The organism is Gilvirhabdus luticola (assembly GCF_040117515.1).
Taxonomy (GTDB): Bacteria; Bacteroidota; Bacteroidia; order Flavobacteriales; family Flavobacteriaceae; genus Gilvirhabdus; species Gilvirhabdus luticola.
Genome location: NZ_JBEEEN010000006.1, coordinates 200,336 through 212,899, shown reverse-complemented (window position 1 = coordinate 212,899; position 12,564 = coordinate 200,336). Strand labels below are relative to the sequence as shown.

The following is a 12,564-nucleotide window of genomic DNA, read 5'->3' as shown; positions in this document are numbered from 1 at the left end:
TTCTCGTTTACTTTCATGAGGTTACTTTATTACATTCGCATTGACAGGAAAATGTGTAATTTTACAACATGAAACCAATAAACATCCAAGAGAAGTTTACAAAGTTTAGTAAAAACTGGCATCCACATCAAATTGCAGTGGTAGACGATATGCAGGTAATTCTAGCAAAAGTTAAAGGTGAATTTGTATGGCATAGTCATGAAGATGAAGATGAATTGTTTCAAGTTGTAAAAGGAACATTATATATGCAATTTAGAGATAGGACAGAAGTGGTTAAGGAAGGAGAAATTATTGTAGTCCCTAAAGGAGTAGAGCATAATCCTTGTACTAAAAAAGGCGAAGAAGTTCATGTGTTGCTCTTTGAAAAATTGCATACAGCGCATACTGGAAATGTACAACATGAAAAAACACAAACACATTATCCTGAAATCTAGATGAAAATCCTTCACCTTGATACCAATCATCCTTTATTAATTAATCAACTAAATGATTTAGGTTTTACTAATCATGAAGATTACACATCTTCAAAACAAGATATTGAAACTAAAATTCAGGACTATGATGGTATCGTCTTAAGAAGTCGATTTACCATAGATAAAGCATTTTTAGACAAAGCAGTCAACTTAAAATTTATTGGTCGTGTTGGTGCAGGATTAGAAAATATTGATTGTAATTATGCTAAAAAAAAGAGCATTGCTCTTATTGCTGCTCCAGAAGGCAACCGAAATGCGGTTGGCGAACATGCATTAGGAATGCTTTTGTCTTTATTCAACAAACTTAACAAGGCAGATCATGAAGTTAGACAAGGTAAATGGCAACGAGAAGAAAATCGTGGTATCGAACTCGATGGAAAAACAGTTGGATTAATAGGTTATGGCAATATGGGTAAGGCCTTTGCAAAAAAATTAAGAGGCTTTGATGTCGAGCTTATTTGTTATGATATTAAAGACAATGTTGGTGATGAATACTGTAAGCAAGTATCTTTGCAACTGCTCCAGAAACATACTGATGTTTTGAGTTTGCATACACCAGAAACACCATTAACATTAGGAATGGTAAACAAGACATTTATCAATCAATTTTCTAAACCATTTTGGCTTATAAATACTGCTCGTGGCAAAAGTGTTGTTACCCATGATTTGGTTGATGCTTTAAAAACTAAAAAAATTCTGGGAGCTGGTTTGGATGTTTTAGAATACGAAAAATCATCTTTTGAAACTTTATTTTCTTCAGAGTTACCAGAAGCTTTTCAATATTTAATAAATTCAGAAAACGTAATGCTATCACCTCATGTAGCTGGTTGGACCAAAGAGAGTAAAGAAAAATTAGCGCAAACAATTGTAGATAAAATTAAAGCTAAATTTTGTTAACTTTCAGGTGTGAAGAAAACCATTCTTGTTTTTGCTTTATTGATTTTTGCTTTACTCTTGCTGTTTCAGTTAAGTAATTATGCTATGATTTCTGGCAACTTAAATGTAGAAATTGTAGTTGCTGTTATTGCAGTTGTTTTCTTTTTTATAGGTGTATATTTAAATAAGAGAAGTTTAAATAAACAGATGAATTCTTCTACAGAAATAAACTATAAGAAAATTGAAGAATTAGAGATTAGTAAACGTGAATATGAAGTTTTGCTGGCAATTTCAGATGGGTTATCAAATAAAGAAATAGCTAATAAATTATTTGTTTCCGAAAGTACTATAAAAACTCATGTCTCGAATCTTTTGGTAAAACTGAATGCCAAACGTCGCACACATGCGCTTCAAATAGCAAAAGACTTACAAATCATTTAAAATAAGTACTTTTAGACTAAAGTATGAGCACTTTAGTACTTTAGTATGAATAGATTTCGATCAACTCAAAGTACTTTTGGGGATCAATTTAAAAATGAATATTTATGAAAAGCACAGTAATTAAATATGGTCTTTACGGACTTTTAACAGGTGCAATTATTTTTACTTTGCATCTGGTTTTAGGCATTAATAATTTAGACTATTCTACAAATGAAATTTTAGGATATGTGTCTATATTTCTGTCATTATCATTTGTCTTTTTTGGGATTAAACATTATCGAGATAAAATTAATAATGGAAGCATTACTTTAGGTAAAGCCATAGCTATTGGTGTTCTTATTTCTTTATTAGTGGGAATTGGTATTGCCATAGCAGATTTTATTTATACAAAATTTATAGATCCTTCTTTTTTCGATAATTATGAAAAAATGCTAATTGAACAAGGAAGAGAAGACGAGGTTTTTGAAATGACCAGTGGTACAGCAGCAATATTTATGCTTATACTAGTTACTATAATAGGATTTATTATTTCTTTAATTTCAGGATTAATTCTACAACGTAAATAGGTTTTTAAAACAATAAAAAATGAGTAAACCTGTCATACATTTTAAAATTGGCTGTGATAATTTACCTAAAACGATTGCATTTTACAAGAATGTTTTTGGTTGGGATATTGTCACAAATAACAATTTAGCATCAATAAATTCAAACCCAGAAAATGGAATTCCAGGGCATATCACTGATTTGGTAAGCGAAGTTGACAATTACATTACTATCTACATTCAAACTGAAACTATAGTTCAAGATCTAAAGCTAATCGAATCTAAAGGTTGTAAAGTTCTTGTCAATCCAATAGAATTGCCAAATGGTCGAACATTTGCTTGGTTTCAAGACGTAGCGGGAAATACAGTTGGACTGCTTACCCCTTTAAACAATGACTAATATTAAAATAAAACTAGAAATATGAGTTTAGGAGCATTTTCAATGAGTTTAAGTGTTAAAGATATTAACGCTTCAAAAGAATTTTACGAGCATTTAGGATTTTCCGTTTTCGCTGGAGACATTAAAATGAATTATCTCATTATGAAAAACGGGAAGGCGTTAATAGGATTGTTTCAAGGTATGTTTGAGCAGAATATATTAACCTTTAATCCTGGTTGGGATGAGAGCGCTAACAAGTTAAATTCCTTTACTGATGTAAGAAAAATTCAGCAAGAACTCAAAAGTAAAAACTTAAAACTTGAAAGAGAAGCAGACGAAAATACTTCTGGACCTGCAAGCATTGTATTGTATGATCCAGATGGAAACACCATATTAATAGACCAACACGTATAAGTTATGCAATATAAAGCAACATCAGCAGAAGATTATATTTCTCAAGTTCCAGAAGAGCGACAAGAAGCTTTAAAGAAACTTCGCAAGACTATCAATAAGAACCTGCCTAAAGGTTTTGAAGAAGGTATTCAGTATGGGATGATAGGTTATTATGTGCCTCATAGCATTTATCCAGATGGATATCATTGTACACCAAGTGAACCATTACCATTTATGAGTTTTGCGTCTCAAAAAAATTCAATTAACCTCTATCATAGTGGCATTTATACCATCCCAGAGCTGCACGATTGGTTTGTTGGTGAATATCCAAAACAATGTAAAAGGAAATTAGATATGGGAAAAAGCTGTATAAGGTTTAAAAATATGGAAGAAATTCCTTTTGAACTTATTGGTGAATTGTGCCAAAAAATGACAGTTGATGAATGGATAAGTGTTTATGAAACAGCAATTAAAAAAAATAAATGAAAAATAGAGTTACAGGCATTGGAGGTTTGTTTTTTAAAGCCAAAGACCCAAAAGCTACAAAAGATTGGTACAAAAAACACCTTGGGTTTAATACAGATGATTATGGTTGTACATTCTGGTGGAAGGATAAGCATGGAGAAGATTGCTCTACGCAATGGAGTCCGTTTGCGGAAGACACTAAATATTACAAGCCTTCAAAAAAGGATTTTATGTTCAATTATCGTGTAGAAAATTTAGTACAACTTTTAAAAGTCTTAAAAGATGAAGGGGTAACCATTATTGGAGATATAGAAGAATACGATTATGGAAAGTTTGGATGGATAATGGACAACGATGGAAATAAAATAGAACTTTGGGAACCAATAGACAGTGCGTTTCTTTAGCAGTGTATAAGTAATAAACTTTAGTGATTTACATAGAGATACTTCAATCTTATAATTTAACTGTATTTCAATGGGCGGCCGTTGGTTGTGCAGTTTTTTTATTGGGATTATCAAAATCTGGTATAAAAGGGATAGGTATTATAATTGTAGTTATTCTGGCTTTTGTTTTTGGTGAAAAAGCGTCAACAGGCATCTTACTTCCAATGTTAATTAGTGCTGATATTTTTGCAGTTGTTTATTACAACAGGCATGCACAATGGAAGTATATTAAAATACTTATTCCATGGATGATCATAGGTGTTTTGGTAGGTGTATGGATTGGTAATGATATTTCAGAGATAATCTTTAAAAGGCTTATGGCCATTATTATAATAGGTTCGGTTATTATCATGTTTATATCAGAGAACAGAAAATCTGACAAAGTACCAACAAACAAGTTGTTTTCAAGTGGAATGGGTTTCTTAGCAGGATTTACAACAATGATAGGTAATTTGGCTGGGCCCATTTCTAACATTTACTTCCTTGCAATGCGTTTTCCTAAAAACGAATTTATTGGTACAGCTGCTTGGTTATTTTTTATTATAAATGTTTTTAAATTGCCATTTCATTTTTTTGTCTGGAAAACAGTTACTAAAGAAACACTTATTTTAAATACTGTTTTAATTCCTGTAGTTGTCTTCGGATTTTTATTGGGAGCTTTCATTGTTAAGTTCATTTCAAATATAAATTATAGACGTTTTATATTAATAGTAACAGCAATTGGAGGTGTAATTTTATTCTTCAGATAAAATAAATTGTAACGTTATATTAATTTGAAATACTTATAATATGTAGAGAATTGAATTTTCACTACCTTTAAAATCACTAATCAAAAAGTACTATCATGTCTGACGAAAAAAAATTAAGCGATGACCTTAACGAAATGTTAGGCGACGCAAAAGAAGGAGCGAAAAAAGCTGCGGATAAAGCAGAAGAATTTGCAAAAGAAGCCAAAGAAAAAGCTAGTGAGTTTGCTGATGACGCAAAAGAAGTTTTAAGCGATGGAAAAAACATAGCTATAATTGCGCATATTACTATTATTGGCTGGATAATCGCTTTTGTAATGAATACCAATAATAAAACCGAGTTTGGTTCTTTTTATGTTAGACAGACTTTAGGGATTTTTATTCTAGCTTTTATTGTAAGCTTTATTCCGCTAATAAACGTTATAGGCTGGATACTTGTACTTATACTATGGGTTATGAGTCTGATAGGAGCAATTGGAGGAAACACTAAACCGATTTTTTTACTCGGAAAGCAGTTTCAAGATTGGTTTAAATCTTTATAATATTAATAAGCTGAAAAAACTAATTTCAGCTTATTTTAAATATTTTGATATCGTAATATTGCAATATTAAAATATTTTTGTATATTTGTACCATTAAATGTTAGATTATGGGAACTACAAAAACACAAATATTTACACAGAAACAAAATGAACTTGCGCAGTACTTTAAAGTTTTAGGCCATCCAGCAAGAGTTGCTATACTGCAATATGTTAGTCAGCAAAACGCATGTATATGTAATGATCTGGTTGAAGAAATAGGGTTGGCACAAGCCACAATTTCACAGCACTTAAAAGAATTGAAAACAATTGGTTTACTAAAAGGTGAAGTTGAAGGCAAGCGCATGTGTTACTGTATTAACTTGGAATTATGGACGACCTTGCAAAATGAATTAAACACATTTTTTAATACAACAAAATCTAATTGTTGTTAACCTTTAAAAACAAATATTATGAATACAATAAATAAAAGAACGAAAAAAGAACAATTGAAAGCTTTAAAGAATAAAACAAAAGTAGTTTATAAAAAGTGTTGTGAAAACATTAATAAATTTTCGATTGGATATTTTGAATCAATGGTCTTAACTAAATAGTAACAAATCTTTAAAAAATATAAAAATGAGAACACAAGAATTATTTAACATTTTGCAACAACATCAAGATAAAGCGTTGTTATTTGAATATGCACCTAATGAGTTTGTAGGAACAAATTATCATATCACCGAAATAAAGCACACTTCAATTGATTCGGTTGATTGTGGAGCTAAAACAGATGCATGGAATGAAACTGTAATCCAGCTTTGGGAAAGTCCTCTAGAAATTGGTAAAAGAAATTTCATGAAAGTGAACAAGGCGTTATCAATTTTAGAAAAAGTAGGTACCATAAAACCTTATTTTTTAGACGCAGAAGTAAAGTTTGAATATAGCAACGCAACATTTCATACAGCACAACTATTTGTTAACGATTTTGAAATACAAGGCAACAATTTAATTTTTAAGTTAGTTGTTGAAAAAACAGATTGTAAAGCAAAAAGTGTTTGTTGCAATGAAGAGGAAAAAGAGGTTGTAGCAGTTGAATCAGAACCTTGCTGTTCTCCCGATGGAAATTGTTGTTAGGCCATTAACAAAACAAGATTGGACTTCAGTTTCAAAAATTTATGCTGATGGGATTGCCACAGGAATAGCTACTTTTGAAACTGAAGTTCCTGATTTTGATACTTGGAATAAAAAGTACGTTGAATCTTGCAGAATTGTTGCAACTCTATATAATGAAGTTGTTGGTTTTGGGGTATTGTCATTAGTTTCTAAAAGGCATGTATACCGAGGTGTTGCAGAAGTCACACTTTATGTTGATAAAGATTATCAAGGAAATGGTATTGGTAAAATATTATTGGAAGAGCTTATTAAGCAAAGTGAAGTTGCTGGTTTTTGGACATTGCAGGCATCAATTTTTTCAGAAAACGTAGTGAGCATTAATTTGCACAAAAAATGTGGTTTTAGAGTCGTTGGTGTTAAGGAAAGAATAGGTCAAATAAATAATAAATGGTACGACAATCATTTTCTTGAAAGGCGAAGTAAAATAGTGAATTAAATACAATGTGAAGCTTATATGAAGATTGGAAAAGAGAATAAAAATAAATTAGAAATTTTACAGATTAGTATCTGCACCGTTGTTTTCAGTATCATTTTGCTCTGAAAACCTCTGCTCTAGCTCTGCTTGGAACTCTTCCATAACAGGTCTTACTGTGCTTTCTGGTAAATCGGCAATTTTTATATACATCAATCCATCAACAGCATTATTAAATAATGGATCAACGTTAAAAGCAACCAACCTTGCATTTTGTTTAATATACTTTTTAAGTAAAACGGGTAATCGTAAAGCTCCTGGCTCAACCTCGTCTATGATTTTATCAAATTTGTTAAGATCTGCTTCGGTTTCATCAAACACAAAATCTTTATCAGCATCTTTTAGTTTTACCTTAAATTCTTTTTTTGGGTGTACATATTGAGCAATGTAGGGATCGTAATAATGAGATTTCATAAACTCTATCATTAACGATTTTGAGAAGTTAGAAAATTGATTACTGATACTCACACCACCGATTAAAAACTTGTGTTCAGGATAGCGCAGTGTAGTATGTACTATACCTTTCCAAAGTAAAAATAAAGGCATAGGTTTTTGTTGGTAATCTTTAATAATGAATGCTCGTCCCATTTCAATGGATTGGCTCATCATTTTATAGAGTTCGGGTTCAAACCTAAAAAGGTCTTGAAGATAAAAACCATCAATACCATACATTTCAAAAATTTTAGACCCTAAACCCATACGATAAGCGCCGACTATTATGTTGCTATCATTATCCCAAAGAAACATGTGGTGATAATAAGTATCAAATTTATCTAGATCGATGGCCTCATTGGTGCCTTCTCCTACTTCTCTAAAAGTTATTTCACGTAATCTTCCAATTTCACGTAAAATATTTGGGACCTTATTTGCAGGAGCTAAATACACTTCATAGTTTTTGCTTTTTAGTAGTCTAAAATCGCCACTTTGCAAATCTTTAATTTCCTTAATCATGTCATCCAAACTCACAGGAGTTACAATTTTCTTTGGAATTTTAGGAACTTTAAGTGTAGAAGAAATAGTTTCTAATCTTTTGGGTGTTTCAAATGCATTGGAAAGCATATAAGTTTTTCTACGTAAGAATTCTGAAAATTCCTTGAGAGAAGTATGCTCTTCTTGATCAGCTACAGGGATTGGCCTTCCAATTCGCACTTTTATAACTCTTCTTTTTTGAGTTAAAAGTTCTGATGGTAATTTGGCCGTTCTAAACGTGTCACTAATTTTAGATAACTGATAAAACAACCTACTATTTTTTGCATGAAAATATATTGGAACTACTGGGACTTTAGATTTTTGAATAAGTTTTATAGCAGCTTCTTCCCAAGGTTTATCTACAACAAGTTTTCCATCTCTGTAGGTTGAGACTTCACCAGCAGGAAAAATGCCCAAAGGCTTTCCTTCATTTAAATGTAAAAGTGAATTTTTAAAACCAGTAATACTAGACTTTACATCTTTTCTGTCTTCAAAAGGATTAACAGGCATAATATATGGTTTCATTGGCTCTATTCGATGAAGTAAGAAATTAGCAATAATTTTAAAATCCTCTCTTTGCTCGAGCATGAGTTTTAAAAGCAAAATACCATCAATACCTCCTAAAGGGTGATTGGAAATGGTAATATAAGCGCCTTCTTTTGGCAATCGTTTTAGGTCTTCGTCAGGGATTTCAAATTTAATCTGGAATTCGTTTAAAATTCCATCTAAAAATTCTAAATGATTTAAATGCTTATTTCGGTTGTAAATTTTATTAAGAGTAGAGATTTTAAGTAGTTTCATGAGTATCCAACCAAAAAAAGTACCCATAAACCCATACTTATCAGCATGAATTGCAATGGCTACTTCTTTAGCGGTTACCAATCCCATAGTTTCTTAATTTGAGAGAAATACAAACCTAATTAAAATTTTTTACATTAATTGGAATGAAATTACTATGCTTCTTCTCTATTTTGTAACTATTTGAACGGTTTCTTGTGTAATTTGTTTTAAAAAAACTGTCTTATCTTTCTCAAGTTGATCAATAACACTTTGATTGTAATGTCTAATCGTGTATAAGGATACGTTTTCATTGCAGGTTACTTTAAATTTGGCTTTTAAATGCTGAAGTAACTTTTCCAAATTATTGTAGATATTATCCACACAAACAGAAAAACTTATCGCTGAATTCTGAATAACATCAACTTTCATTTTATAGTCATGTAATAAACCAAAAATATGACTAATATTCTCTTCTACGATATATGAGAAATCTAACGAAGATAATGAGATTAATACTTGATCTTTTTTAACAATCAGGCAAGGTACAATCGGATCTATACCTATGCCTTTTCCTACCATTGTGCCCGGTTCTAAAGGATTTAGAAAAGATTTTACAAACAAAGGAATCTCTTTACCCTGAAGCGGTTGTAAAGTTTTTGGATGAATTACTGATGCTCCATAAAATGCCAATTCAATGGCTTCTCTATAAGAGATTTTGTTTATGAGTTGAGCGTTTTCAAAATAACGAGGATCGGCATTCAAAACTCCAGGAACATCTTTCCAAATGGTGACACCAGTAGCATTTAAACAGTAAGCAAAAATGGCTGCAGTATAGTCACTTCCTTCTCTGCCAAGTGTTGTTGTAAAGTTGTTGGCATCACTACCTAGAAAGCCTTGGGTAATGTTCAAAACACCGGTATTAAAATTTGATGATATCATTTGTTGAGTAAGATTCCAATCAACATTAGCTCTTCTGTAATAATTATCAGTTTTGATAAACTCACGAACATCTATCCAATTGTTCTTTAGATTGATAGTGTTTAAATATTCGCTAATTATTGTGGTTGAAATCAATTCTCCATAGCTAATGGTTTGATCATAAATAAAGTTATAATCTGGTGATTTGTTCCTTCCTAAAAAGCTGTCTAATTCCTGAAAAAGAGTTGAAACTTTATTAAATGCCACATGATTTTCATCATCAAATAAATCTAGTAAAATAGCATTATGATACTTCTTTACTTCTTGCAGAGAACTTTGTAATTCACTTTTATTTTCAAAATAGTTTTTAATTACAGCCTCTAAAGCATTTGTTGTTTTGCCCATAGCAGAAACAACTACCAAAGTATTGTTATAGCCTACGGTTTTTAATACTGATGCTAAATTTTTTACCCCATTAGCATCTTTTACAGATGCTCCACCAAATTTAAATACTTGCATTATACTGTTTAATTACCTCGATTTGATATATATTGTATTAAACTGTTTTGATCCATTTGTACTGTTTCCCAACCTTCTAAAATTTTAGCACCAGAATTAATATAGAAATCTCTTGCTGGAGTATTCCAATCTAATACCACCCATTCTACTCGACGTACATTTTCTTTATAGGCTTGTTTTAATACGGCATCATATAATGCGGTCCCTATGTTTTGCTTTCGCATGTGTTCATACACGATTAAATCTTCCAGATGAATAGTTTTTCCTTTCCAAGTGGAATATCTATAATAGTAGAGTGCCATACCAACAACATCACCATCTTTTTCTGCTAGTAACGTTTGAAATAAAGGGTTTTTACCAAATCCATCTCTTTCTATTTCTTCTACGGTAACCTCTACAACTTCAGGTTCCCTTTCAAAATGTGCTAAATGTTGTATTAAACTTAAAATAGTTTGTGCGTCTTTTTTTTCCGCTTTTCGTATACTAAAACTCATAATTTTTAAATCAACGCAAAGATAGTTTAAACAGTTTTATTAAATACTATTTTAATTTTACGAAAACGTTGTAGTAGTTTAAAAAAAAACCAATATTTGCAAAAGCAAATTTTAATGTTATGTCTCAAAAAAACCAGACTCTTGGTGAATTTATTATAGAAAATCAATCATCATTTAAATATACTTCTGGCGAATTGTCTAGACTCATTAATTCTATCAGACTTGCCGCAAAAGTTGTTAATCATGAAGTAAACAAAGCTGGTTTAGTCGATATTATTGGAAATTATGGAGAAACCAATGTGCAAGGAGAAGATCAACAGAAATTGGATGTTTATGCTAATGATAAATTTATTCAAACACTTACTAATAGAAATATTGTTTGTGGTATTGCCAGCGAAGAAGAAGACGATTTTATCAGTATAAACAGTCAAGACGAAAATAATCAGAACAAATATATTGTCTTAATAGATCCGCTTGATGGCTCTACCAATATAGATGTAAACGTTTCAGTAGGCACTATTTTTTCGGTTTACAGACGCGTCACACCTGTAGGAACTCCAGTAACCATTAAAGATTTTTTACAGAAAGGAAGTCAACAAGTGGCAGCAGGATATATTATTTATGGTACGTCGACCATGCTTGTTTATACTACAGGACATGGTGTTAATGGCTTTACATTAAACCCAGCCATGGGTACATTTTATTTATCACATCCTGATATGACGTTTCCAGATGAAGGGAAAATTTATTCTGTTAACGAAGGTAACTATGTCCATTTTCCACAAGGCATAAAAAATTATATAAAATATTGCCAGATGGAAGAAGGAGATAGGCCTTATACAAGCAGATACATTGGCTCTTTAGTTTCAGATTTTCATAGAAATATGATAAAAGGAGGAATTTATTTGTACCCAACAACTTCCAAAGATCCAAATGGTAAACTGCGTTTGCTTTACGAGTGTAACCCGATGGCATTTTTAGCAGAGCAAGCCAATGGAAAAGCCAGTGATGGTTTTAGAAGAATAATGGAGGTAGAGCCAACGGAACTGCACCAAAGAGTACCTTTTATTTGCGGGAGCAAAAACATGGTTGAAAAGGCTGAAGAGTTTATGCAATCTTTATAGAGCTTCTAAAATTATTGTTAATAGAATTATCGTGTTTACTATTAGACCAAATGTTATAACATTTATTTTTTTAGATTCGATTGTTTTCATAAGTTATAGATTTATACATGATTTCTTTATAACATTTCACATGCCAATATCATAAATAATTGATAATCAATTATATAAATCCAATTCTCGATTTGTTTGAATTACTAAAAATAGCTTAAAAGCGATATTTCGTAACCGAGGCTACGACATTTCGTTAAATTTTAGAAATTTGAATGTGAGGAATAAAAAAAGCGAACAAATAGGTTCGCTTTTTATAATTTCTAAATAATTATTATTTATTCATGTTTTTCATTTCATCAATAAAGGTATCAAGACCAACGCCATAGGATACAACTGTTAAAGCTTTATCAACTATGTATTCTACATTTTCTGGAGTAAATCCTAAACCAACAGCTATTTTTTTTAATAGAATTCTTTCGTTATCATCTTTAATATGATCAACATGGACCATTCTAGCTAAATCATAAAGACGCTCTAACCTATGGTCGTAAGAAATAGGTGGATTAATGGGATGGGATTTATAATCTTTTAAAATTTCTTTATAAGTTGATTCTGAAATATCTAAATTTCTAGCTAATCGGTCTAAAAATTCCTTTTCATCTTCGGAAATAATACCATCATCCATTGCAACTCTAACAATCGCAGCAAAGTGGTCTTGATTTCTTTTTCTAAATCCACTATCAAATAAATCTGAAATTGACATAAATTCTTTTTTTAAGTGGTGCAAACCTACATATTATTTTTCTTTTTTTAATAATTAAGAAGCAATAAAGTAGGTTCACTCA

General features: G+C 31.2%; 18 protein-coding genes. 14 read left to right on the top strand and 4 right to left on the bottom strand.

Annotated features, from left to right (window positions below; all coding sequences use genetic code 11):
• Positions 1-68 precede the first annotated feature (68 nt).
• The 13 genes from AAFP94_RS11450 to AAFP94_RS11390 all read left to right on the top strand — a co-directional run bounded on the left by AAFP94_RS11450 (position 69) and on the right by AAFP94_RS11390 (position 6,888).
• Positions 69-434 (top strand): cupin domain-containing protein, encoded by a 366-nt coding sequence (locus AAFP94_RS11450; protein ID WP_316662871.1) that lies wholly within the window; start codon positions 69-71, stop codon positions 432-434.
• The gene (locus AAFP94_RS11445; RefSeq protein ID WP_316662870.1) at positions 435-1,370 is read left to right on the top strand and encodes a 2-hydroxyacid dehydrogenase; all 936 of its coding nucleotides are present in this window, start codon (positions 435-437) and stop codon (positions 1,368-1,370) included.
• A gap of 9 nt (positions 1,371-1,379) precedes the next feature.
• Positions 1,380-1,790 (top strand): response regulator transcription factor, encoded by a 411-nt coding sequence (locus tag AAFP94_RS11440; RefSeq protein WP_316662869.1) that lies wholly within the window; start codon positions 1,380-1,382, stop codon positions 1,788-1,790.
• Between the two features lie 104 nt (positions 1,791-1,894).
• A complete protein-coding gene (locus AAFP94_RS11435; RefSeq protein ID WP_316662868.1) occupies positions 1,895-2,356 on the top strand; it encodes a DUF4199 domain-containing protein in 462 nt (153 codons plus the stop codon).
• A gap of 19 nt (positions 2,357-2,375) precedes the next feature.
• Positions 2,376-2,732 carry a VOC family protein gene (locus AAFP94_RS11430; protein ID WP_316662867.1) on the top strand — a complete coding sequence of 119 codons (357 nt, stop codon included), beginning with the start codon at positions 2,376-2,378 and terminating at the stop codon, positions 2,730-2,732.
• Between the two features lie 21 nt (positions 2,733-2,753).
• Complete coding sequence (locus AAFP94_RS11425; protein WP_316662866.1) at positions 2,754-3,125, top strand: VOC family protein; 372 nt, start codon at positions 2,754-2,756, stop codon at positions 3,123-3,125.
• Between the two features lie 3 nt (positions 3,126-3,128).
• Positions 3,129-3,590 carry a DUF1801 domain-containing protein gene (locus tag AAFP94_RS11420; protein ID WP_316662865.1) on the top strand — a complete coding sequence of 154 codons (462 nt, stop codon included), beginning with the start codon at positions 3,129-3,131 and terminating at the stop codon, positions 3,588-3,590.
• Positions 3,587-3,973 carry a VOC family protein gene (locus tag AAFP94_RS11415; protein ID WP_316662864.1) on the top strand — a complete coding sequence of 129 codons (387 nt, stop codon included), beginning with the start codon at positions 3,587-3,589 and terminating at the stop codon, positions 3,971-3,973. Before AAFP94_RS11420 ends, AAFP94_RS11415 begins: the two co-directional genes overlap by 4 nt.
• Before the next feature lie 23 nt (positions 3,974-3,996).
• On the top strand, positions 3,997-4,761 hold the full coding sequence (locus AAFP94_RS11410; RefSeq protein ID WP_316662863.1) for a sulfite exporter TauE/SafE family protein: 765 nt from the start codon (positions 3,997-3,999) through the stop codon (positions 4,759-4,761).
• A 95-nt stretch (positions 4,762-4,856) separates the two neighbouring features.
• Positions 4,857-5,300, top strand: a complete 444-nt coding sequence (locus AAFP94_RS11405; RefSeq protein WP_316662862.1) for a DUF883 domain-containing protein — start codon at positions 4,857-4,859, stop codon at positions 5,298-5,300.
• 107 nt (positions 5,301-5,407) lie between these two features.
• Positions 5,408-5,731 carry an ArsR/SmtB family transcription factor gene (locus tag AAFP94_RS11400; RefSeq protein WP_316662861.1) on the top strand — a complete coding sequence of 108 codons (324 nt, stop codon included), beginning with the start codon at positions 5,408-5,410 and terminating at the stop codon, positions 5,729-5,731.
• A gap of 184 nt (positions 5,732-5,915) precedes the next feature.
• Positions 5,916-6,413 carry a DUF6428 family protein gene (locus tag AAFP94_RS11395; RefSeq protein ID WP_316662860.1) on the top strand — a complete coding sequence of 166 codons (498 nt, stop codon included), beginning with the start codon at positions 5,916-5,918 and terminating at the stop codon, positions 6,411-6,413.
• Positions 6,370-6,888 (top strand): GNAT family N-acetyltransferase, encoded by a 519-nt coding sequence (locus AAFP94_RS11390; RefSeq protein ID WP_316662859.1) that lies wholly within the window; start codon positions 6,370-6,372, stop codon positions 6,886-6,888. Before AAFP94_RS11395 ends, AAFP94_RS11390 begins: the two co-directional genes overlap by 44 nt.
• A gap of 57 nt (positions 6,889-6,945) precedes the next feature.
• On the opposite strand, the gene AAFP94_RS11385 is transcribed toward AAFP94_RS11390, so the two are convergent.
• The 3 genes from AAFP94_RS11385 to AAFP94_RS11375 all read right to left on the bottom strand — a co-directional run bounded on the left by AAFP94_RS11385 (position 6,946) and on the right by AAFP94_RS11375 (position 10,604).
• On the bottom strand, positions 6,946-8,781 hold the full coding sequence (locus AAFP94_RS11385) for a lysophospholipid acyltransferase family protein (protein ID WP_316662858.1): 1,836 nt from the start codon (positions 8,779-8,781) through the stop codon (positions 6,946-6,948).
• Positions 8,782-8,859: 78 nt separating this feature from the next.
• Complete coding sequence (locus AAFP94_RS11380; RefSeq protein ID WP_316662857.1) at positions 8,860-10,110, bottom strand: aspartate kinase; 1,251 nt, start codon at positions 10,108-10,110, stop codon at positions 8,860-8,862.
• Between the two features lie 8 nt (positions 10,111-10,118).
• On the bottom strand, positions 10,119-10,604 hold the full coding sequence (locus AAFP94_RS11375; RefSeq protein WP_316662856.1) for a GNAT family N-acetyltransferase: 486 nt from the start codon (positions 10,602-10,604) through the stop codon (positions 10,119-10,121).
• Between the two features lie 119 nt (positions 10,605-10,723).
• Between AAFP94_RS11375 and fbp the strand changes: the two genes are divergently transcribed.
• Positions 10,724-11,728, top strand: a complete 1,005-nt coding sequence (fbp, locus tag AAFP94_RS11370; protein ID WP_316662855.1) for a class 1 fructose-bisphosphatase — start codon at positions 10,724-10,726, stop codon at positions 11,726-11,728.
• Positions 11,729-12,050: 322 nt separating this feature from the next.
• On the opposite strand, the gene AAFP94_RS11365 is transcribed toward fbp, so the two are convergent.
• Entirely contained in the window at positions 12,051-12,482 is a 432-nt protein-coding gene (locus tag AAFP94_RS11365) for a tellurite resistance TerB family protein (RefSeq protein ID WP_316662854.1), read from the bottom strand.
• Between the last annotated feature and the right edge of the window lie 82 nt (positions 12,483-12,564).